General features: G+C 61.7%; 25 protein-coding genes. 16 read left to right on the top strand and 9 right to left on the bottom strand.

Annotation, left to right across the window (positions count from 1 at the left end; all coding sequences use genetic code 11):
- The first annotated feature begins 15 nt into the window (after window positions 1-15).
- The 5 genes from AX760_RS24430 to guaA all read left to right on the top strand — a co-directional run bounded on the left by AX760_RS24430 (window position 16) and on the right by guaA (window position 4438).
- Window positions 16-1098, top strand: coding sequence for a DUF1513 domain-containing protein (locus AX760_RS24430; protein ID WP_425348894.1), 1083 nt, complete (start codon window positions 16-18; stop codon window positions 1096-1098).
- Window positions 1099-1141: 43 nt separating this feature from the next.
- Window positions 1142-1594: a TspO/MBR family protein gene (locus AX760_RS24425; protein WP_071835605.1), complete on the top strand. Its 453-nt coding sequence runs from the start codon at window positions 1142-1144 to the stop codon at window positions 1592-1594.
- Between the two features lie 85 nt (window positions 1595-1679).
- Window positions 1680-2132 carry a PaaI family thioesterase gene (locus AX760_RS24420; RefSeq protein ID WP_071835604.1) on the top strand — a complete coding sequence of 151 codons (453 nt, stop codon included), beginning with the start codon at window positions 1680-1682 and terminating at the stop codon, window positions 2130-2132.
- Window positions 2129-2767: a 5'-methylthioadenosine/S-adenosylhomocysteine nucleosidase gene (locus AX760_RS24415; RefSeq protein ID WP_071835603.1), complete on the top strand. Its 639-nt coding sequence runs from the start codon at window positions 2129-2131 to the stop codon at window positions 2765-2767. The genes AX760_RS24420 and AX760_RS24415 overlap by 4 nt, the downstream gene beginning before the upstream one ends.
- A 108-nt stretch (window positions 2768-2875) precedes the next feature.
- Window positions 2876-4438 carry a glutamine-hydrolyzing GMP synthase gene (gene guaA / locus AX760_RS24410; RefSeq protein WP_071835602.1) on the top strand — a complete coding sequence of 521 codons (1563 nt, stop codon included), beginning with the start codon at window positions 2876-2878 and terminating at the stop codon, window positions 4436-4438.
- A gap of 13 nt (window positions 4439-4451) precedes the next feature.
- On the opposite strand, the gene AX760_RS24405 is transcribed toward guaA, so the two are convergent.
- Complete coding sequence (locus tag AX760_RS24405) at window positions 4452-4853, bottom strand: response regulator (protein WP_071835601.1); 402 nt, start codon at window positions 4851-4853, stop codon at window positions 4452-4454.
- 2 nt (window positions 4854-4855) lie between these two features.
- Window positions 4856-6103: a sensor histidine kinase gene (locus AX760_RS24400; protein WP_139276034.1), complete on the bottom strand. Its 1248-nt coding sequence runs from the start codon at window positions 6101-6103 to the stop codon at window positions 4856-4858.
- A 290-nt stretch (window positions 6104-6393) separates the two neighbouring features.
- Between AX760_RS24400 and AX760_RS24395 the strand changes: the two genes are divergently transcribed.
- The gene (locus tag AX760_RS24395; RefSeq protein WP_071835599.1) at window positions 6394-7032 is read left to right on the top strand and encodes a 2'-5' RNA ligase family protein; all 639 of its coding nucleotides are present in this window, start codon (window positions 6394-6396) and stop codon (window positions 7030-7032) included.
- 88 nt (window positions 7033-7120) lie between these two features.
- Window positions 7121-8182 (top strand): succinylglutamate desuccinylase/aspartoacylase domain-containing protein, encoded by a 1062-nt coding sequence (locus AX760_RS24390; RefSeq protein ID WP_071835598.1) that lies wholly within the window; start codon window positions 7121-7123, stop codon window positions 8180-8182.
- A 21-nt stretch (window positions 8183-8203) separates the two neighbouring features.
- On the opposite strand, the gene AX760_RS24385 is transcribed toward AX760_RS24390, so the two are convergent.
- Entirely contained in the window at window positions 8204-8677 is a 474-nt protein-coding gene (locus tag AX760_RS24385; RefSeq protein ID WP_071835597.1) for an Lrp/AsnC family transcriptional regulator, read from the bottom strand.
- 211 nt (window positions 8678-8888) lie between these two features.
- On the opposite strand from AX760_RS24385, the gene AX760_RS24380 reads away from it, so the two are divergent.
- From AX760_RS24380 to ybaK, 4 genes are all read left to right on the top strand, one after another.
- A complete protein-coding gene (locus tag AX760_RS24380; protein ID WP_071835596.1) occupies window positions 8889-10055 on the top strand; it encodes an amino acid aminotransferase in 1167 nt (388 codons plus the stop codon).
- A 2-nt stretch (window positions 10056-10057) separates the two neighbouring features.
- A complete protein-coding gene (locus AX760_RS24375) occupies window positions 10058-10735 on the top strand; it encodes a YitT family protein (protein WP_083531329.1) in 678 nt (225 codons plus the stop codon).
- Between the two features lie 88 nt (window positions 10736-10823).
- Window positions 10824-11174: an ArsC family reductase gene (locus AX760_RS24370; RefSeq protein ID WP_071835595.1), complete on the top strand. Its 351-nt coding sequence runs from the start codon at window positions 10824-10826 to the stop codon at window positions 11172-11174.
- A 7-nt stretch (window positions 11175-11181) separates the two neighbouring features.
- Window positions 11182-11655: a Cys-tRNA(Pro) deacylase gene (ybaK, locus tag AX760_RS24365; RefSeq protein ID WP_071835594.1), complete on the top strand. Its 474-nt coding sequence runs from the start codon at window positions 11182-11184 to the stop codon at window positions 11653-11655.
- A 7-nt stretch (window positions 11656-11662) separates the two neighbouring features.
- Here ybaK and AX760_RS24360 read toward each other — a convergent pair whose 3' ends face one another.
- Window positions 11663-12505 carry a hypothetical protein gene (locus AX760_RS24360; RefSeq protein WP_139276032.1) on the bottom strand — a complete coding sequence of 281 codons (843 nt, stop codon included), beginning with the start codon at window positions 12503-12505 and terminating at the stop codon, window positions 11663-11665.
- Between the two features lie 139 nt (window positions 12506-12644).
- On the opposite strand from AX760_RS24360, the gene AX760_RS24355 reads away from it, so the two are divergent.
- Both AX760_RS24355 and AX760_RS24350 read left to right on the top strand, forming a co-directional pair.
- Window positions 12645-13898, top strand: coding sequence for an aminopeptidase (locus AX760_RS24355; RefSeq protein ID WP_071835592.1), 1254 nt, complete (start codon window positions 12645-12647; stop codon window positions 13896-13898).
- Window positions 13895-14677 carry a pyrroline-5-carboxylate reductase family protein gene (locus AX760_RS24350; RefSeq protein ID WP_175552129.1) on the top strand — a complete coding sequence of 261 codons (783 nt, stop codon included), beginning with the start codon at window positions 13895-13897 and terminating at the stop codon, window positions 14675-14677. Before AX760_RS24355 ends, AX760_RS24350 begins: the two co-directional genes overlap by 4 nt.
- Before the next feature lie 48 nt (window positions 14678-14725).
- Here the strand turns inward: AX760_RS24350 and AX760_RS24345 are convergent, their stop codons facing one another.
- A complete protein-coding gene (locus AX760_RS24345; RefSeq protein ID WP_071835590.1) occupies window positions 14726-15625 on the bottom strand; it encodes an EamA family transporter in 900 nt (299 codons plus the stop codon).
- A gap of 81 nt (window positions 15626-15706) precedes the next feature.
- Between AX760_RS24345 and AX760_RS24340 the strand changes: the two genes are divergently transcribed.
- Entirely contained in the window at window positions 15707-16195 is a 489-nt protein-coding gene (locus AX760_RS24340; RefSeq protein WP_071835589.1) for a MarR family winged helix-turn-helix transcriptional regulator, read from the top strand.
- Window positions 16196-16198: 3 nt separating this feature from the next.
- Here AX760_RS24340 and hemW read toward each other — a convergent pair whose 3' ends face one another.
- From hemW to rph, 4 genes are all read right to left on the bottom strand, one after another.
- Complete coding sequence (gene hemW / locus AX760_RS24335) at window positions 16199-17374, bottom strand: radical SAM family heme chaperone HemW (RefSeq protein ID WP_071835588.1); 1176 nt, start codon at window positions 17372-17374, stop codon at window positions 16199-16201.
- Window positions 17375-17597: 223 nt separating this feature from the next.
- Window positions 17598-18242, bottom strand: coding sequence for an RdgB/HAM1 family non-canonical purine NTP pyrophosphatase (gene rdgB, locus AX760_RS24330; RefSeq protein ID WP_071835665.1), 645 nt, complete (start codon window positions 18240-18242; stop codon window positions 17598-17600).
- A gap of 35 nt (window positions 18243-18277) precedes the next feature.
- Window positions 18278-18694: a glyoxalase/bleomycin resistance/extradiol dioxygenase family protein gene (locus AX760_RS24325; RefSeq protein WP_071835587.1), complete on the bottom strand. Its 417-nt coding sequence runs from the start codon at window positions 18692-18694 to the stop codon at window positions 18278-18280.
- Between the two features lie 11 nt (window positions 18695-18705).
- Window positions 18706-19425, bottom strand: coding sequence for a ribonuclease PH (gene rph, locus AX760_RS24320; RefSeq protein ID WP_071835664.1), 720 nt, complete (start codon window positions 19423-19425; stop codon window positions 18706-18708).
- Window positions 19426-19677: 252 nt separating this feature from the next.
- Between rph and hrcA the strand changes: the two genes are divergently transcribed.
- Both hrcA and grpE read left to right on the top strand, forming a co-directional pair.
- A complete protein-coding gene (gene hrcA / locus AX760_RS24315; RefSeq protein WP_071835586.1) occupies window positions 19678-20757 on the top strand; it encodes a heat-inducible transcriptional repressor HrcA in 1080 nt (359 codons plus the stop codon).
- Between the two features lie 111 nt (window positions 20758-20868).
- Window positions 20869-21480 (top strand): nucleotide exchange factor GrpE, encoded by a 612-nt coding sequence (grpE, locus tag AX760_RS24310; protein WP_071835585.1) that lies wholly within the window; start codon window positions 20869-20871, stop codon window positions 21478-21480.
- Window positions 21481-21483: the final 3 nt, after the last annotated feature.

The following is a 21483-nucleotide window of genomic DNA, read 5'->3' as shown; positions in this document are numbered from 1 at the left end:
CGTGTGCAAGGCACTGTGAACAAGCCCGTAATGGTCGACCGGCGGGCCTTCCTGAAAATGGCGGGTGCCGGCTGGGCGGCGACACTGGCCCCCCGGGCCGCCTTTGCGCTGTCACAGGCCGATGCCGTCTTTGCCTCGGCCTTCATGGCGCCCGACGGGTCCTATGGCATTGCCACGCTCGATGATCGTGGCGGCATCATCGAGCGTGTGCCTCTGCCGGCCCGCGCCCATGGCATGACCTTTTCCCCAGCCTCCGGGCTTGGTGTCGCCTTTGCCCGGCGCCCGGGCACCTATGCGCTGATCTTCTCGCCGCGCCGCGCCGTTTCACCAATCGTCATCACCGCGCGCCCGGAGCGTCACTTCTACGGCCATGGCTGCTTTTCAGCCGACGGGCGTCTGCTCTATGCCACGGAAAACGACTTCGTCGGGCAACGCGGCATGGTCGGGGTCTATGACGCAACCGACGGCTTCGCCCGGATCGGCGAGTTCCCGACCTATGGCGTCGGCCCGCATGACATGACGCTGTCGGCCGATGGTGGGACACTGGTAATTGCCAATGGCGGCATCGAGACCCATCCCGATTTCGGACGCACCAAGCTCAATCTCGATCACATGCAGCCGTCGCTGGTTCTGGTCGATACCGCAACCGGCGGGCTGATCGAGCAGCATGTCATGCCTGAAAACCTGCGGCAGTTGTCCACCCGGCATGTGGATATCGACGCTGATGGAAAAATCTGGTTCGCCTGCCAGTATGAAGGTCCGCGCAATGACCTGCCGCCGCTGGCCGGCTCGTTTTCGCGCGGGGAGGACGTGCGTTTCCTGTCGCTTCCGGAAGAGGCTACAGTGGCGCTCGCCAATTATGTCGGCGCCATCGCCGTCAACCGGCAGGACGGGCTGGTCGGGCTGACATCGCCGAAGGGAGGCGCCTGCATCACCGTGGAGGGCCGCACGGGTAACGTTATCAGCACGCAGCGCCTTGCCGACGCCGCCGGCATCGCCGCGGCAAGTCATGGTTTCGTCACCTCGTCCTATGGCGGACAGCTTGGCGAGACGCAGAGCGCCGTCGCCTGGGACCAGCATATCGTCCGCCTTGCTTGACCCGCTCTGGAAAACGGCAATTCTTGCTCTAGATAGGTGTTCCATGAACCGCATCGTCGTCCACATCATCTTCATCGTCGCCGTGCTTGGAACCGGTCTGCTGATCGGCATCAACAACATTCCCGGCGAATGGTATCAATCGCTGGCGAAACCCTCCTTCAATCCGCCGAACTGGATCTTCGGTCCGGTCTGGTCTGCTCTCTATGTGATGATCGGCCTTGTCGGCGCCCGCATGTTTCTGGATCACCGACAGAGCGTGGCCTGGCGGTTCTGGATCGGGCAGATGGTCTTCAATTTCCTCTGGTCGCCGCTGTTCTTCGGCATGCAGCAGATCGGCCTGGCGCTGGTCGTGATTGTCGCCCTTCTGGTCGCCGTCACAGGCTTTATCGTGGTGAGCCGTCGGCAGGACCATGTCTCCAGCCTGATGTTTCTGCCCTATGCGGCCTGGGTTGCCTTTGCCACCCTGCTCAACGCGTCGATTTTCCTCATGAATTGAGCTTGTTCGCGGTTCGCGCGCATGGCAATCTTGCCACCTGCGCCGCACCGTCGTGCGGGATTTCAAAAGGCAATCGTCGAGACAGATGGAAGACCGGCATCCTGTGGATTTCCGCGACCGTATCGCGAGGAGCTTTAAGCGGCAGGCGGCCATGCGCACGATCGGCGCCGAGCTGACCCGTGTCGAGCAGGGGACCGTCGAAATCGAGCTTCCGTTCGACGAGAAACTGACCCAGCAGCACGGCTTCCTGCATGCGGGCATCATATCGGCCGCGCTGGATGCGGCCGGCACTTATGCCGCCTATTCCGTCATCGATCCCGATGCCTCGATCCTGACCATCGAGTTCAAGGTCAATCTCATGTCCCCCGGGCGCGGCGAACGCTTCCTGTTTCGCGGCGAGGTGACGAAGCCGGGCACGACGATCATCGTCTCCGACGGGCGCGGCTATGCCATTTCGTCCGATGGCCCGGCCAAGCTGATCGCCTCGATGACCGGGACGATGATGGTGATCCGTGGACGCGAGGGGATCGAGGGATGAGCTTTGAACTGAAGCCTGTTGCCGGCCGGAAGCTGCTCTATGTGATGGCCGTCGATGCCGAATACGGCGTGCATCTGCGCGCGCGCATCACGCCGCTGATGACCGGTGTCGGTCCTGTCGAGGCCGCCGTGACGCTGACGCGGGCGCTGGCCGACCTCAAGGCCCGCGACAGCATGCCGGACCTGGTGGTCTCGCTCGGTTCCGCCGGTTCGGCAAAACTCGAACAGACCGAAGTCTACCAGGCCATATCCGTTGCCTATCGCGACATGGACGCCTCGCCGCTCGGTTTTGAGAAGGGCGCGACGCCGTTTCTCGATCTGCCGGTCACCGTCGACCTGCCGCTGCGCATTCCCGGCGTGAAGACCGCCAGCCTCTCGACGGGCGCCAATATCGTTTCCGGTGCGACCTACGACACGATCGCTGCCGACATGGTGGAGATGGAAACCTTTGCCCTGCTGCGGGCATGCCAGTCCTTCAAGCGGCCGCTCATCGGCCTGCGCGGCATTTCCGATGGCCGTCAGGAATTGAAGCATGTCAACGACTGGACCGAATATCTGCACGTCATCGACGAGAAGCTGGCAGACGTCGTCGATGCGCTGGAAAAGGCCCTGGAAACGGGCGATCTCAGGCTCTGAGCGGCAAACATTGTCCGGGTGCAATTGAATTGTTGCTCTTGGCGCCTGCTTTGATTAAAGGCTCGCCATGATCCCCCGATTTATTATCCCAGCCAGCGGAAGCGTTTCATGACCGAGACAGTCCATCCCGATACCGTTCTCATCATCGATTTCGGCAGCCAGGTCACGCAGCTGATCGCCCGGCGCGTCCGCGAAACCGGCATTTATTGCGAGATCGTACCGTTCCAGTCTTCGGAAGAGGGCTTCCACCGCCTGAAGCCGAAGGCGATCATCCTCTCCGGCAGCCCCGCATCGACGCTCGACATCGGCTCGCCGCGCGCGCCGCAGATCGTTTTCGACAGCGGTCTTCCGGTCCTCGGCATCTGCTATGGCCAGCAGACGATCTGCGAGCAGTTGGGGGGCACGGTCGAGGCCGGGCATCACCGCGAATTCGGCCGCGCCTTCATTGAGATCGCCAAGGAATGCGCGCTCTATGACGGCGTCTGGCCGGTCGGGTCGCGTCACCAGGTCTGGATGAGCCATGGCGACCGCGTCACCGCGATCCCGGACGGTTTTGAAGTGGTCGCCACGTCCGCCAATGCGCCGTTTGCCTGCATCGCCAATGAGGCGAAGAAGTACTATGCCGTGCAGTTCCACCCCGAGGTTGTCCATACGCCTGACGGCGCCAAGCTGCTGGCCAATTTCGTGCAGAAGATCGCCGGGCTGAAGGGCGATTGGACGATGGCCGCCTATCGCGAACACGCAGTTTCCGCCATCCGCAAGCAGGTCGGCGACAAGCGCGTCATCTGCGGCCTGTCGGGAGGCGTCGATTCCTCGGTGGCCGCCCTTCTCATTCATGAAGCGATCGGCGATCAGCTGACCTGCATTCTCGTCGACCATGGCCTGATGCGCAAGAACGAGGCGGCCGATGTCGTCAAGATGTTCAACGAGCATTACGATATCAAGCTCGTGCATGTCGATGCGTCCGACATGTTCATCAACGCGCTTGAAGGCGAGAGCGATCCGGAAACCAAGCGCAAGACCATTGGTCGGCTGTTTATCGACGTCTTCGAGGCCGAAGCCAAGAAGATCGGCGGTGCCGACTTCCTCGCCCAGGGCACGCTCTATCCCGACGTGATCGAAAGTGTCTCCTTTACCGGCGGCCCGTCGGTCACCATCAAGTCGCATCACAATGTCGGCGGCCTGCCGGCCCGCATGAACATGCAGCTGGTCGAGCCTTTGCGCGAACTGTTCAAGGATGAAGTCCGTGTGCTCGGCAAGGAACTCGGCCTGCCCGACAGTTTCATCGGTCGCCATCCCTTCCCGGGACCGGGCCTTGCCATCCGCTGCCCGGGCGGCATCACCCGCGAAAAACTCGAAATCCTGCGCGAAGCCGATGCCGTCTATCTCGATGAGATCCGCAAGGCCGGCCTCTACGACGCGATCTGGCAGGCCTTCGCGGTTCTTTTGCCGGTGCAGACGGTCGGCGTCATGGGCGATGGCCGCACTTATGAATTCGTCTGCGCGCTGCGCGCCGTGACCTCCGTCGATGGCATGACGGCGGATTTCTATCACTACGACATGGAATTCCTCGGGCGCGCCGCCACCCGCATCATCAACGAAGTCCGCGGCATCAACCGCGTGGTTTATGATGTGACGAGCAAGCCGCCCGGCACGATCGAGTGGGAATGAGCGGCGGTTCCTGTCAGAATCCCCGCCCCGTTCGCCTGTCGCTTTCCAGCCGCGAAACGCAGCCCTGGATCTTCGCCATCAGCAGGTCGAAGTCGACGGGTTTGGTCAGATAGTCGGCAGCGCCGGCTTTCAGGGCTGTGATCATGTTTTCCTTGTCGCTCAGCGCCGTCAGGAAGATGAACCGGATATTCGACAGCTCTTCGTGGTGCATCTGGATTTCCGCGAACAACTGATGGCCGTCGAGTTCGGGCATGGTGATATCGCAAACGACGATGTCAGGCCATTTGCTGATGATGATATCCAGAGCCTGCCGGCCATTGGCGGCTTCCAGCGTATTGAATCCGCTATCCCTGATTTCCTCGATCAACAGGCCCCGGATGTCGTCTTCGTCTTCAACGCAAAGAATGGTGATCATGTCTAGCCTGTTGTCGCCTGGTCGAACCCGTCGACCTTGGGCATTATGGTGTTGATCGGAAGGACGACAGTGAACGTGCTGCCCTCGTTTTTCCGGCTCTCGAGCCTGATCTGTCCGGCATGCGCCTCGACAATCTGCTTCACCAGATTGAGGCCAATCCCCGTTCCGGCGATGCCCGTCGAACTTCGCGCCCTGAAATAGCGCTGGAACATCTTCGGCAGATCCTCGGGATCGATGCCAACGCCGTGGTCCCGGATCGAGACACAGGCGGAACTGTTTTCCATGGATCCACAGATGTGAATTTCCGGCGATGTCGGCGCATATTTGACGGCATTGGAAATCAGGTTCGTGAAAACCTGCTCTATGGCGGCGGTGTCGGCAACGACAATCGGCGGGAGTTCGCTCAGATCCACCTTGAAGTGATGAAAGCTGCCGATCGATTTCTGCCGCAGCACGCAATGTTCGACGATCGCCCGCAACGAGCACGGCCGGAAGTCGTAGAACATGCGGCCATGCTCGATCCGACCTGCCGACAGAAAGCTCTCCATCAGATCGACCATCCGCGAAACGGCACCACGGATCAGGCCGGCCTTTTCGGCCGCGAAATCGCTTGTCATTTGATCCTTGCGCCGTTGCAGCCTCTGTGCAGCCCCGTCGATGATCGCCAGCGGCGTCCTGAACTCGTGCGACGTCATGGTCACGAACTGACGCTGGAGTTCGTTGATGTGCCGTTCCTGGTCCAGCAGGCGCTGCAGTTCCTCCGCCTGACGACCGATTTCGCCCGTGCGCTCGGAGACCAGGTTTTCAAGCGTTTCCTTGTGTTTGATGATATCCTGCTCCGCCCGCCGTTTCAGCGTCACGTCGAGATAGGTCAGGATACTGCCACCACCCGGCTTCGGCGCCGATCGCATTTCCAGAACGAGACCGGTGCCGACCTCGCGGTCGAAGCAATGCTCCTGAAAGCTGCGGACATGGCTGACGCGCGCCCGGACCTTCTCCTCGGGTTCTCCGGGGCCATATTCGCCTCTGCGGGCGTTGTAGCGAAATACATCCTCGATATTCGAACCAGCCGGAAACATGGTTTGCGAGAGATCCAGAAGTTCATAGAAGCGGCGATTGGTCAGGAGCATCACCAGATTGGCGTCGAGAACGCAGATGCCACCCGGAAAATTGTCGACCGTTGCCTGCAACAGGGCGTGAGCATCGTCCTGTGGGATCAACCCGCCCTCCATGCTGCTGCCGTCGGACACCGAACCACTCCCGCTTCCTGCGCAATATCACGCTGTGACGTTCTAGTTGCTGTGCCTCTAATGTAGGTGGTGTCCGTTACCGGCCTGTTAACATCCGATTGTATTTTCGGGGCTGTCGTCGCACCGGTCCTTGCGCCATTTCGGGGACGCCTTCCAGTGCGTGATGAGGTTTTCCAGGACCGATAATGCGTATTCTTCCTGGGAATAAATTCACAATGTTCTGTTTTTGTTCTTGATCAAAACGCCGACTCGGCTATACCTAGGACATCCAGAAAGAGATGAGGTCTGCCATGCTTGGAAAAGCCGGGAATGAAGTCGTGCGCGTTCACCAGCCATCGTTTGCCTTTGGCGATGCCGCCGGATTGCGCTCGCGAAAATTCGACGAAAGCGTCAGGAGCAACCTGTTCCTGGCCGTCGTGCCCGAACGGGATACGGCCTGTCAGGCGGTCGAGATCGGCCGGCATGCGGCTGTCGAGTACGACCTCTCGCGCGAGGTGCGCCCGCATCGCAAGATGCATGTCGCGCTGAATGCCATCGGCGCCTACACCCAGCTGCCGGACGATGTGGTCTCGACAGTGAGCCAGGCCATGTCGGCGGTCCGGGCCATGCCCTTCGAGATCAGCTTCGACCGGATCATGAGTTTCCAGACAGGCTATGCCCAGCCTCTGGTGCTGACCAGTGCGGTGCGCAGCGAGGAAATGATGGATCTTCATGTGCAACTGGCAAAGGAAATGTGGAGTGCTGGTCTGATCTTCTCCTACAATCCGCGTTTCAAGCCGCATATGACGTTGCTTCATGACGGCGCGACGATTGCGGAGCGGGAACTGATCGAACCCGTTTCCTGGACCGTGCGTGAGTTCGTGCTGGTCCACAGTCTTGTCGGGTGCAATGACCATGAATATCTCGGGCGCTGGCCCTTGCTGGGGTGACGGGATCGACGGAGCGGGGCGTTCCGAAGATCTTGCATCGTCTCCAGCCAACCCGCATAAGCGCGGGACAGAAGCAAAGGCGGGTCACATGGACATCTCCGAAATCATCCTCCCGGGCGATACGCCCGGTATCGAATGGCGGCTGCCGGTTCTCCGGTTCAAGGGCCGCGATCCGAAGGCTCCTAAAATCTATATGCAGGCAGCGCTGCACTCCGGTGAATTGCCCGGCACGGCGCTCCTGCATTTCCTTTGCGATCGGCTGCGCCGGGCCGAGGCCGCTGGCGCGGTTTGCAGCGATATCACCATCGTGCCGCACGCCAATCCGATCGGGGCCGCGCAATCGCATTTTGGCGAGATGCAGGGCCGTTTTGATCTGGGTTCGCGCACCAATTTCAACCGCGATTTCCCGTTGATCGCTCTTGGTGAACGCGACACGTTGCTTGACGATCTCGATCGTTATACGGCGACCGAGCAATTGAAGCGGCAATTGCTGCACATGGCGCTTGGTGCGGATCTCGTGCTCGACCTGCATTGCGATGACGAATCCCTGCAATATGCCTATATCGACGATGCCTTCTGGCCGGAGGCATCCGATCTGGCCGCAGCACTCGACATGGCGGCCGTCTTCCTTTCGGACGGTGAAAGTTCGGCCTTCGAGGAAGCCGTCGGTCATGCGTGGAAGCATGAAATCGCGGGTGAGCGCAGGACGCAGTTGCCGGGTCGGCTTGCGGTGACGCTCGAGTTGCGCGGGATGCGCGACGTCACGCCTGAGATGGCCAAGGCCGATGCGGAGGGGCTCTGGAATTTTCTCGCAGCCCGTGGCGCCGTCACAGGCGAGGCTACGCCCGTCGGCGATTTCAAGGGCCAGGCGCTGCCGCTCGACAATATCGAGATGATCCGCGCCCCGCAGCCGGGCGCCGTCCTGTTTCACAAAAGCCTCGGCGACCGTGTCGAGGAGGGTGACCTTCTGGCAACCATCCTCACTCACCCCGGCATGGAAAATGGCGTGATCGATGTCATGGCACCGCAGGCCGGGCTGATTGTTACCCGGGTTTCGACGCGCTTTGCCCGCCGGCGCGCCGATCTGATGAAGATCCTCTGCCACGAAAAAACCAGGGCCGGCCGCAAGCCCGGAGCGCTGGAAGACTGAACTTGCCGGGCCAGCCTTTGGTCAGGGCAGGGCGCCGGCCTCGAATTTCGGGCTGTCGAGCAGGATCGTCGAGCGCAGCGTCTTGATCTCGGCGATCTTGTCGAACTCGACCCAGAGCAACCGCTTGTAGTCGCCGACATCACGCACAGCGATCTTCAGCAGGAAGTCGAAATCGCCAGCCACCGTATGGCATTCGACGACCTCCGGCATGCGGCTGACCTGTTCGATGAAGCGCTGGGCGACCTTGGTCACCGTGCGCTCCAGCGTCACCTCCAGAAAGGCCTGGAAACCCAGCCCCGCCGCCTTCGGATCGACCAGCACGGTCTGACGGATAATCCCGGTGGCGTAGAGCCGCGCCAGCCGCCGCGACAGGGGCGCCGGCGATAACCCGACCTTCTCGGCCAGTTCGTTGTTGCTGCGCGAGGCATCCTCGATCAAAAGCCGGATGATCCGCCGGTCGACGGCATCGATCTCGATGTTTACTGCGGGGTCCATCGGCGGCTTTCCAGTTTGAATTGACTTCACGCAAAAACATGCATGATTTTTTGCTAGACTAGCAATTATATAGAAGCCAAGGCAGAGAAAAGCGCAAATTCATAAGCGATTTTGCGCATTCATGTCCTGTAGATTGCGCCTGGGGCGATGCCGGGGGATATTGCCTGTCATTCCCAGTGTTTGTTCTCAACCCGCTCTCAGGAACCCTTTCATGTTCGATTTGCTCGCCCGCCAGCCCGATGATCCCTTGCTCGCTTTGATTGGCCTGTTCCGGCAGGACGGGCGACCCGGCAAGATCGATCTCGGCGTCGGCGTCTATCGGGACGAGACCGGTGCAACGCCGATCTTCCGGGCAGTGAAGGCGGCCGAGACGGCGCTTCTGGAGACGCAGCAGACGAAATCCTATATCGGGCCGGAAGGCGATCCCGCCTATCTCGAGCTGCTCTGGTCACTCACCGGCGGCAACAGCCAGGGTCGTGCGGTTGCCGGCGTGCAGACGCCGGGCGGGTCCGGCGCCTTGCGGCTGGCCGCCGATCTCCTCCACGGCATGGGCGTCAGGCGCATCCTGCTCGGCCTGCCGACATGGCCCAACCATGCCAGCATCTGCCGGGCCGCCGGGCTCGAAATCATTTCTTATCCTTTCTTCGACGTGCCGTCGCAGGCAGTCCTGTTCGACCGGATGACCGAGGCGCTGGAAGCGGCCAATCCCGGCGATGCCGTTCTCCTGCATGCCAGTTGCCACAATCCGACGGGCGGTGTGCTGACATCCGAGCAATGGCAGGACATTGCCACGATCATCGAACGACGTGGACTGCTGCCGCTGGTCGATCTTGCCTATCAGGGCTTCGGACGCGGCCTCGACGAGGATGTGCCCGGCCTGCGGCTGCTGCTGGCTGCGGTGCCGGAAGCGCTGGTGGCAATCTCGTCCTCCAAGTCGTTCGGGCTCTACCGCGAGCGCACCGGCGCGATCTTCGCCGTCGCACCGTCGCAGGCTCTGGCCGATACCGCCCGCTCCAATCTGGCCGCCCTTGCCCGCATCAGCTATTCGATGCCGCCGGATCATGGCGCTGCTGTCGTTCGGGGTATTCTGGAGAACGAGGCCCTCAAGGCCGACTGGACGCTTGAACTCGACGGCATGCGCGGCCGCATCCAGGGCATCCGCCGCGGGCTGGCAGAAGGGCTGAAAGGGCGCTGGCCGGCGCTCGCCGCAATGGCGCACCAGGAAGGCATGTTCTCCCTGCTGCCGCTGAGCGAGGCGGAGGTGCTGCGTCTGCGGGCCGAACACGGCATCTACATGCCCACCTCCGGGCGCATCAATATCGCCGGCCTGAAGACCAGCGATGTCGATGCCGTCGTCGCCACCTTCGTGGCGCTCTGACGATGGCCCTCCAGGATCAGACCGCAGAGACCACCCGCTCAGCCGAGCCCCTCGATAGCCCCGCGAAAGGCGTGACGGAAACCGGCGAGCGCCACAGGCTCTACGAGGACGTGCTGGCCATTCTGCTCGGCACGCTGTTCGTTTCCTTCGGCATGGTGATCTACACCAAGGCCGTGCTCCTCGCTGGCAGCACGGCGGGGCTGGCGCTTTTGCTCCAGTACATCACCGGAGTGCATTTCTGGATCATCTTCTCGCTCGTCAACCTGCCGTTCTATGTGCTGGCGGTGAAGCGTCTGGGGTGGTCGTTTGCGCTGCGCACCTTTGCCGCCGTCAGTCTTGTTTCGCTTTTTTCGCGGCTGATGACAGGATGGGCGAGTTTCGCCACGCTCGATCCTGTATTCGCAGCCGTGATGGGTGGCTGTCTGGCGGGTTGCGGGCTGCTCGTCCTGTTCCGGCATCGCACCGGGCTTGGCGGCATCAATATTCTGGCGATTTTCCTGCAGGAAAAATTCGGCATCCGCGCCGGTTATTTCCAGCTTGCCGTCGATCTGTCGATTCTCGCTGCAGCGTTTTTCGTCATCGCCCCGCAAAACCTCGTCCTGTCGGTTCTGAGCGCCGTGATCGTCAACATGATCCTGGCGATCAACCACCGGCCCGGCCGTTATGCGGGGCTGACCTGATCATTCCCGGCGGCTTGCTCTTTTCTCCCTGCCCATCCGGCGCTATGCATGCCCGACACTATCTTGGCGGACAGCAGACGGGGCATCCATGGGCGTGACGATCTACGGCATCAAGACCTGCGACACGATGAAGAAGGCCCGCCTCTGGCTGGAGGCTCATGACGTCGCCTATGATTTCCACGACTACAAGGCGCGTGGCGTCGACCGGGCCGATCTGGAGCGCTGGGTGGAAAAGCTGGGCTGGGAAACCGTGCTCAACCGTTCCGGCACCACGTTTCGCGCCTTGCCGGAGGCGTCCAAAGTTGATCTCGATAGTGGCAAGGCGATCGAGCTGATGCTGGCGCAGCCTTCGATGATCAAGCGCCCGATCCTCGAAGGAGACGGCACGCTGCTCGCCGGCTTCAAGCCGGATGTCTATCAGACAAGCCTGCGCGGCTGAGGCGGCGATGTCGAAGACCACGCGCGCAACCCAGTTCCTGGCAAAGGCGGGCGTCGCTTTCACGGTTCACCTCTATGACTACGACCCCTCCGCAGACCGCATCGGCATGGCCGCAGCCGAGGCGCTGGGTGAGCATCCCTGCCGCGTCCTGAAGACGCTGATGGCCGAGGTCGATGGCAAGCCGGTCTGCGTCGTGGTGCCGTCGGATCACGAAGTCAGCATGAAGAAACTGGCGGCGGCCTTTGGCGGCAAGTCTGCCACTATGATGAAACCCGCCGATGCCGAACGGCTGACGGGCTATCATGTCGGCGGCATCAGTCCCTTCGGGCAGAAAAAGCAGGTGCCGACGGCGATCGAGCTGTCCGCTCTTTCCGAAGAGAAGGTCTATATCAATGGCGGGCAGCGCGGCCTGCAGGTCCGGCTGGCACCGGAAGAGGCACGCAAGGCGCTGGGTGCCGTCGCAGCGCCCCTGATCGCCTGAGCGCGCGCTACGGCCACTGCGCCGCCCAGTCGCGCAAGGCCAGTCTTGCCGGCTTTGGCCATTCCGTCACTGCCGGCCGCACGATGATCTTCTCTCCTTCCGGTTTCCACGCCAGATAGAGCGTCTGGTCTGCGGGGTTGGCAGCAATGAAAGCGCCGGCCTCGAGGCAGATGAATTTCGGGCAGGCGCTGCCGACAAAATAGCCATTCTCGAATGTGCCGCTGCCAATGCCGACGATGAGTTCGGCAAAGGACTGGCGATCACTGCCCAAGAGGTCCTCGATCGCGTCTGTCAGGCCTCCAAAACCCATCAGGTCGCCCGGATGCGTCACGCCATCGGGCGTCACGTCGTCCCACCCCTTTGCATTGTCGGCGGTGAAGGCCTCGCTGGCGATCTGGCGAAGGCCCGACGCCGGTGTCCATTCCCAGCGCTCGCTCTCCCGATCCGGCAACGGATCCGCCGCAAAAACCACGCGGTCCTCCTCAATGGTCACGTTCATGAAGGCGCAGCTGTCGATCGGGCCTTCGAATTTCACGTCGTCTTCCGGCGGGGCCGACACGACGAAGGGCGCGCCCTCGCAGGCATTGCCGCCGGCCGAACTGGTGCCGACCACGAAATCGACACCGTCGATCGATCCGCGATGCTGGATGAAGATGAACGCATTCTCATGCACCTTGCGACCGTCGATGCGGAGAACCCGCTCTGAAAATGGTCCTTCGACAACCAGCCGATGACCGGCGAGATCCTCGACCGTCTCCGGCGCGTCTTCGGCGACTGCGAGATTGGCCGAGATCAGGAAGACAAAGGCGACGAAACAGCGAAACAGCACAGTCCGGGAAAACACGGTCATTGTCATCTCCTGAAGGCCGAGCCGGACGCGCATGGATCGGCTGCCGAACAGCACTCACATTCCGATCAAGGTCAACCTTCATTTTTGGGGCAAAGCACCTTAAGTCTCTTCAAGACGCTTCCCCAAGATCAGGATCATCATGACACATTCCCTCGACACCGCCGCCGTCATCGACCCCGTCAAGCTCGAGAAACTGGCCGAAGTCGCCATCAAGGTCGGCCTGCAATTGCAGCGCGGCCAGGATCTGGTCATCACCGCGCCGATTGCTGCCATGCCGCTGGTCCGCTTGATCACCAAACATGCCTATATCGCCGGTGCCGGACTGGTCTCGACCTTCTATTCCGATGAGGAAACGACGCTGGCGCGCTATGCCTATGCGCCAGACGAAAGCTTCGACCGGGCCAGCGACTGGCTCTATGAAGGTATGGCCAAGGCCTATGGCAACAACACCGCGCGGCTCGCCATTTCCGGTGACAATCCGATGATGCTGGCGGCGCAGGATCCGGCCAAGGTGGCGCGCGCCAACAAGGCGATGTCGATCGCCTACAAGCCGGCACTCGAGAAGATCTCCAATTTCGACACCAACTGGAACATCGTCTCCTATCCGAACCCGGCCTGGGCCCGGCAGATGTTTCCGGACGATGCCGAAAGCGATGCCGTCGAAAAGCTCGCCAATGCGATCTTCGCCGCCTCCCGCGTCGATGTCGCCGATCCCGTCGCTGCCTGGGCCGAGCACAATGCCACTCTCGCCCGGCGGTCCGGCTGGCTGAACGGCGAACGCTTTGCCGCACTGCAGTTTACCGGTCCCGGCACGGATCTGACGGTCGGCCTTGCCGATGGCCACGAATGGCATGGCGGCGCATCGACGGCGAAGAACGGCATCACCTGCAACCCCAACATTCCGACCGAGGAGGTCTTCACCACGCCGCACGCGCTGCGCGTCGAAGGCCATGTCTCCAGCACCAAGCCGCTGTCGCATCAGGGCACGCTGATCGATAACATCCAGGTCCGCTTTGAAGCCGGCCGCATCGTCGAGGCCAAGGCTTCGAAGGGCGAGGCGGTTCTGAACAAGGTGCTGGATACCGACGAAGGCGCCCGGCGGCTTGGCGAAGTGGCGTTGGTGCCACATTCCTCGCCGATCTCGGCCAGCGGCATCCTGTTCTACAACACGCTGTTCGATGAAAATGCCTCCTGCCACATCGCTCTTGGCCAGTGCTATTCGAAGTGCTTCCTCGATGGTGCCTCGCTCACCCAGGACCAGATCAAGGCGCAGGGCGGCAATGCCAGCCTGATCCACATCGACTGGATGATCGGCTCCGACAAGGTGGACATCGACGGCGTGCGGGCCGATGGCGCGAAGGTGCCGGTCATGCGAAAGGGCGAGTGGGCGTGACCACGCTCGGTGTTATCGGCGGATCCGGATGGCTGGGCGGGGCATTGCTGCGCCCTGCTTTGGCCAGAGGGTTCGTCCAGCCATCCGATCTGATCCTGTCGTCGCGAAGCGGCCGGTCTTCCGGCTTCGATGCATGGCCGGCAGTCCGCTTTACAACGGAAAATGCAGCGCTTGCGGCGGCCTGTGACATCGTGATTCTGTCCGTGCGCCCGGAAGACCTTGGAGCGCTCGATCTGGATCTCTCCGGTAAACTCGTGATCTCTGTTATGGCACGCGTGACGGCCGATGCCCTTGGGTCCCGGTTTAATGCTGAGCGGATCATCCGCGCCATGCCCAATGCAAGTGCTGAGCACGGTCTGTCGTTTACCCCCTGGTTCGCGACATCAGAGGTTACAGCCAACGATGAGGCGTTCGCGGATGGGTTCTTTGCCTGTTCGGGGAAGACGACCAGACTGAGGGGTGAAAAGGAGCTCGACTATTTTACAGCGCTCACGGGTTCAGGGCCGGCCTTCATCGCCGCCTTTGCCGATGTGATGATCCGCGATGCCGTGGCCAATGGGGTTGCGCCGACCGTGGCGGATGCGGCCGTGCGGCAGCTGTTTCTCGGCGCATCGACATGGATGGCGAAGGTGGCGGAAAGCCCGGCTGAAACCGTCAAGGTCTTTACCGATTACGGGGGTACGACGGCTGCTGGTCTCACCGCAATGAAGGCGGCCGATATCGAGACTCCGATATCCAAAGGCCTGGCCGCTGCGGCAAAGAGAGCGTCCACTGCCTAACTCGTAGGGGACGACAAGGTCGCGAGGTTGTCAGGGCGGATCCCGAACTCACGATCGCATGCCGGAGATTGCCGGTAAGACGCTCGGCGGCGCCATTTGCCCCTTCTGGCCGAGCCAGACGCTGACAAGCACGGCGAGCATGCCGGCCAGCTGCAGCAATGTTAGATTCTGGCCAAGCACGCTCCAGCCAAGCAGCGTCGCCACCAGGGGGCTCAGGAAACCGAGCGAGGCAACGGCGGCGGGATCGAGTTTGGACAGTCCACGAAACCACAGAAGGTAGGTGAAGGCTGCGCCGATCAGCCCAAGCCAGACCATGCCAAGGATGTTTTCCGTGGTCGGCATCGGCAGACTGGGCTCGAACAACAGGGCGACCGGCAGCAGAATGAGACCGCCGGCGGTCAGTTGCCAGGCGGTGAAGGTCAGGCTTGATACCGGCGGCGCCCAATGCCGGGTGAGAACTGTTCCGAAGGCCATGGAGATGGCGCCGGCCAATCCAGCGATGATGCCGATGGGATCGAGTGCAGCACCCGGTGTCAGCACCAGCAGTCCGACGCCGGCTATTCCGACAAAGCCCGCGACGATCGCCATGGTTTTGATCTGTGTGCCGATCAAAAGGTGCGCCAGCATGACGACGATCAGCGGCTGTATGGCGCCAACAGTCGCTGCGACGCCACCGGGCAGGCGGTAGGCAGAGATGAACAGCATAGCCCAGAAGAACGAGAAATTGAGCGCGCCAAGGATAAAGCTCCGCGCCCACCAGATGCCATTCGGCAACTGCCGGACAATGAGAAGCAGCACGATACCAGCCGGCAATGCCCGCAGCATGGCAATCGTCAGCGGATAACCGGGCGGCAGGTACTCGGTGGTCACCAGATAGGTGCTGCCCCAGATGGCCGGCGCAATGGCGGTCAAGGCGATGTCGGAAAGGGAGGAGGACTTTATCTTCATTTAAAGTATCTCTAATTCAAGATAAAATCAGGATAACATCCATTATCTTGACGTCAAGATGAATTCTGCGTACCAGAAACCATGGATGAAGATCATGTCGATAGAATTCTAGCCCAGTGGCGCAGGGAGCGGCCGGACATCGATGTCGAGCCGATGGGCGTGCTGGGCCGATTGGCGCGATTATCGACCTATCTCGGCCGGGAGATCGAAAAGACGTTTCTTGAACTCGGCCTGTCATCCGCCAGTTTTGACGTGCTGGCAGCCTTGCGGCGGTCCGGCAGGCCTTACCGGCTTTCGCCCGGCGATCTGCTGGCAACGACGATGATCACCTCTGGCACGATGACCAACCGCATCGATCAGTTGGAAAAGGCCGGTCTCGTCGAGCGGCTGAGCAACCCCGAGGATCGGCGCAGCGTGCTGATCGCGCTGAAGCCGGAAGGGCTGGACCTGGTCGAGCGCGCCGTAACGGCGCATGTCGCAAACCAGCACCGGTTGACGGCTCTTCTGGAGCCCGACGAGCAGAGTGCGCTGGATGCGATCCTCAGAAAATATCTCACTGCGTTCGAGTAGAACTCAGCAGGCGAGGTCCGCCACGACCGCATCGAGGATCAGCATGCCTGATGGTGTGCAGCGCAGGCGCGAATTGCCGATGCGTTCGATAAAACCGTGCTCGATCAGGAACTGTTCGCGGTCGGGGTCCGGTTCGCGGCCGGAAAGGCTCTGCCAGCGCACGAGGTCGATGCCCTCCTTGAGCCGCAGGCCCATCAGAAGCAGTTCGTCGGCCTGTTCGTCGTAGCCGAGCACTTCCTGATCGATCATGCCGTGACCCTGGGTTTCGACCAGCTGCAGCCAGTCTTCCGGCTTGCGTTCGGTGGCGGTGGCAAGCTTGTCGCGGCCCATGGTGAGGCGCCCATGGGCGCCGGGTCCGATGCCGGCATAGTCGCCATAGCGCCAGTAGGTGAGGTTGTGGCGGCTCTCGGCGCCGGGCGCGGCGTGATTGGAAACCTCATAGGCTGGCATGCCAAAACCTTCGGTGATCGCCTGCGTTGCTTCGTAGAGCACGGCCGAATGCTCTCCGTCCGGCACGATCAGCTTGCCGGCCTTGTGAAGGCCGTAAAAGGGCGTGCCTTCCTCGATCGTCAGCTGGTAGAGCGACAGATGGTCGACGGCGTAGGAGACGGCCTGGTTCAGCTCGCGTTCCCATTCCTCGACGGTCTGGTTGGGGCGTGCATAGATGAGATCGAAGGACATGCGCGGAAAGATGTCGCGGGCAAGACCGATCGCCTTCAGCGCATCCTCGACATTGTGCAGGCGGCCAAGGAATTTCAGGTCCCGGTCGTTCAGCGCCTGCACGCCCAGCGAAACCCTGTTGACCCCGGCCGCACGATAGCCGCGAAACCGCGTCGCCTCGACGCTGGAGGGATTGGCCTCCATGGTGATTTCGATGCCATCAGGCATGTGCCAGAAGTTCGCAATCCCGTTCAGCACCGCCTCGACGGTGGTCGGATCCATCAGCGACGGCGTGCCGCCGCCCAGGAAGACGCTGGTCACCGTGCGCGGACCGGACAGGCGGCGGGCCTCAGCCATCTCGGTCAGGAAGGCGGAAACGAAACGCGGCTGATCGACCGGCTGGTGGCGCACATGGCTGTTGAAATCGCAATAGGGGCACTTGGCGGCACAGAAGGGCCAATGGACATAGACCCCGAAGCCGGGGTCCGTGTTGTCGCCGATGGAAGAGAAGCTGGCCATGTCTGTTTCTGGTCTTTCAGGCGCCGAAGCGCGGCGTCATTGGTTTTAGGCTGCTGGTCGTTTGTTCGGTACGGACATTCACCAGACTGCCGTTCCTGTGCCGTCAGGCAGACGGCGACAATGGATCCCCGTGCGGCGGACAGGGATGACGCAGGCGAGGGGGCTCGTCAATATCACCCGAAGCGTCAAAGGCTTTCACTATCCGCAAAGCGTGTGCTCGCCGCTAGGCGCCCAGACACGCCTCGGCGAAAATCTTGAAAGCGCGGGCACGGTGGGACAGGGCCTGCGCATCGCCCGGTTTCCAGCCGTGTTTCTGCTCGGCGCTCATCTCGCCGAAGGTGGTGTCGAAACCGAGGGGCTGGAACACCGGATCATAGCCAAAGCCGCTTGTGCCGCGCGGTGGCCAGACGACATGGCCCTCGACTTCGCCGCGGAACAGTTCGACATGGCCATCCGGCCAAGCAAGGCAGAGCACCGAGACGAAACGGCCGGTGCGGCGCTCGATTGCGGTCGCGCCAGCCTCCTGGATCGCGGTCTCGACCTTTTCCATGGCCATGGCGAAATCGCGCGTGCCGTCGGCGGTTTCCGCCCAGTTCGCGGTGTAGACGCCCGGATCACCGTTCAGTGCATCGACCACCAGACCGGAATCATCGGACAGCGCCGGAAGTCCGGAGGCTTTCGCCGAGGCGAGCGCCTTGATCGTGGCATTCTCCTCGAACGTCGTGCCGGTTTCGTCCGGCTCGATGAAATTGAGGTCAGCCGCCGATTTTGCCTCGAAACCGAGCGGGCCGATGAGATCGCGGATCTCGCGGATCTTGCCGGCATTGTGGCTGGCAACGATCAGGGTCTTGTCTTCAAGCTTGCGCATGTCGCGTGTCTTTCTTGTCCGGTTGATGCGGTCCGTCAGTCGATGGCCCAGAGGCCGGGTTCCGCGCATTCGAGGCTGTTGCCGGCCGGATCGCGAAAGTAGATGGACCGCGCCGCGTTTGGCCAGCGAACATCCGCTTCGATCGTGATGCCGGCGGCCGCGAGCTTTGCGGCCCAGCCATCGAGATCACGGGCCGCCACGCGGAAACAGACATGCCCTGCACCCTGCTTACCATGGATCGGCACCTGCAGGCCGTCTGCCGGCGGCGGCTTGACCGTTTCCGCCGGGTTGAAAATCAGGAGCACACCGGCGCCGCAGCGAAAGAACACATGCCTGTTGCCGGCCCGGGTGATCTTTTCAAGGCCGAGAACGGAGCCGTAGAACGCCTCCGCCCGGTCGAGATCGTCGGCATAGAGCGCCGTTTCCAGAATGCCGTCGAGTGCGGGCACCATGCCGATATCCCTTACGCCGCGACAACCTGCTTCTGCATCGCCACCAGTTCGGCAATGCCGTTCTTGGCGAGGCCAAGCAGCGTGCCAAATTCCTCTTCGGAAAATGGCTTGCCTTCCGCCGTGCCCTGGATTTCGACGATACCGCCGGAGCCGGTCATGACGAAATTGGCGTCCGTCTCGGCCGCCGAGTCTTCCAGGTAGTCGAGGTCGATGACCGGCTGGTTGGCGAAGATACCGCAGGAAATGGCCGCGATATTGTCCTTCAGGACCTTTTCGACCTTGAGCATGTTGCGGCTTTCCATCCACTTCAGGCAATCGTGCAGCGCGATCCAGGCGCCGGTGATCGACGCCGTACGGGTGCCGCCATCCGCCTGGATCACGTCGCAGTCGATCGAGATCTGGCGTTCGCCGAGCGCCTGCAGATCAACGACAGCGCGCAGCGAGCGCCCGATCAGACGCTGGATTTCCTGGGTGCGGCCGCTCTGCTTGCCCGACGCTGCCTCGCGCCGCATGCGTTCGCCGGTGGCGCGCGGCAACATGCCGTATTCCGCGGTGACCCAGCCCTTGCCGCTGTTGCGCAGCCATGGCGGTGTCTTCTCTTCCAGGCTTGCGGTGACCAGCACATGCGTATCGCCGAATTTCACCAGGCAGGACCCTTCGGCATGCTTTGAGAAATTGCGCTCGAAGGATACCTTGCGCATCTGGTCTGTCTTTCGTCCCGAAGGCCGCATGATCAACTCCTGTGATGTTTGTCAGCCTTCTAGAGCGTTTCATCTGCAAACGGAAGCAATTCTGTTGGCACGACAACGCCCGTCGCCAGAAGCGCGGCGCAGGGCGACCCCGCGAGACGACAGGTCGCGAAAAGATGGAAAGAGCCTGCATAAGCCGTCGCAAGGTCTGGTCATCCGCCATTTCCCTTTTGCTATCGCCCTCAAGATCACTATATTTCAATCGATCTCAACAGGATGGGTTTTCGCGTTCGAATGGTGGTGGACAAATCTGCAATGCGGGAAAGGCTGAGCGCGCTCGACGAGCGTTCGGGCGAAATTTTCCGTCGCATCGTGGAAAGCTATCTCGAAAGCGGCGAACCGCTCGGCTCCCGCAGCCTCTCGCGCATCCTGCCCATGTCGCTGTCGCCGGCGTCCGTGCGCAATGTGATGAGCGATCTCGAGGATCTCGGCCTTATCTATTCGCCGCATATCAGCGCCGGGCGCCTGCCGACCCAGAATGGCCTGCGCTTTTTTGTCGATGCTTTCATGCAGATCGGCGATCTCTCGGCCGAGGATCGCGCATCGATCGATCGCCAGGTGCGCCGGTCAGAGCGCGGCGAGCCGGTGGAGGCGCTGCTCACCGAAGCCAGCCAGATGCTGTCGGGCATGTCGCGTGGGGCCGGCCTCGTCATCACCGCCAAGAATGATCCCGTGCTCAAGCATGTCGAATTCGTGCGGCTGGCCCCGACCAAGGCGCTTGCTGTGCTCGTCGGCGAGCATGACCAGGTGGAAAACCGGATCATCGAGCTTCCGGTGGGTGTTACCAGCTCGCAATTGACCGAAGCCGCGAACTTCCTCAATGCCCATCTGGCCGGCCAGACCCTGGTCGAGGTGCGCGGCCAGTTGCAGAAGGTCAAGGAAACGGTCCGGCGAGAACTCGATACGCTGAGCCAGGATCTGGTCGAGCGCGGACTTGCCATCTGGTCAGGCAGCGAGACGGATGACAAGCCAACGCAGCTGATCGTGCGCGGCCGAGCCAATCTTCTGGAGGGACTGGCCGGCGCCGAGGATGTCGATCGCCTGCGCATGCTGTTCGACGATCTCGAAAAGAAGGACAGCCTGATCGAGATCCTCAATCTTGCGGAAAGCGGCCCGGGTGTGCGGATTTTCATCGGCTCGGAAAACAAGCTGTTCTCGCTTTCCGGCTCCTCGCTGATCGTTGCGCCCTACAAGGATGGCGACGACAAGATCGTCGGCGCGGTCGGCGTGATCGGTCCGACCCGGCTCAACTATTCGCGCATCGTGCCCATGGTCGATTATACCGCCCAGCTGATGTCGCGGCTTTCGCGATAGAGGCTGGCAAAGCCCGGCTTTACCGGCTGTTTCCGTTTGTGCCCTTGATTTTTGGGTCGCAAACCTCGATATCGGGACCAAATCCAAAACTGTAATTTTCCGGAGACCGTCATGACCGACGACACGAACAAATATGAGCCCGAGATGACCGAAGCCGAGGAAGCAGCGATTGCTGCCGAGGCAATGGCCGCAGACGAGGCCGCTGTCGCCGAGCCTGATCCGCTGGAAGTCGCCAAGGCGGAAACCGCAGACATGCGCGATCGTTACCTGCGCCTTGCCGCCGACATGGACAATCTGCGCCGCCGCACCGAGCGCGAAGTCAAGGATGCCAAGTCCTACTCGGTGGCCGGTTTTGCCCGCGACATGCTCGCTGTCTCCGACAATCTGCGCCGCGCGCTCGACGCGATCCCCACCGAAGCCCGCGAAGCAGGCGATGCCGGCTTCAACGCGCTGATCGAAGGCGTCGAGATGACCGAACGCGCGATGCTCTCGACCCTGGAACGCCACGGCGTCAAGAAACTCGAGCCGGTCGGCCAGAAGTTCGATCCGAACTTCCACCAGGCCATGTTCGAAGTCCCGAATGCCGAAGTCGCCAACAACACCGTCGTTCAGGTCGTCCAGGCCGGATACACGATCGGCGAACGCGTCCTGCGCCCGGCCATGGTCGGCGTCGCCAAGGGCGGCCCGAAAGCCGTTGCAACGGAAGAAACGCCGGCAGCGTGATTG

Origin of the sequence: Pararhizobium antarcticum (assembly GCF_001885585.1) — a bacterium.
In the GTDB taxonomy this organism is placed as follows: domain Bacteria; phylum Pseudomonadota; class Alphaproteobacteria; order Rhizobiales; family Rhizobiaceae; genus Pararhizobium; species Pararhizobium antarcticum.
The sequence above is the reverse complement of the archived record's forward strand: the minus strand, read 5'-3'. Positions and strand labels throughout refer to the sequence as shown.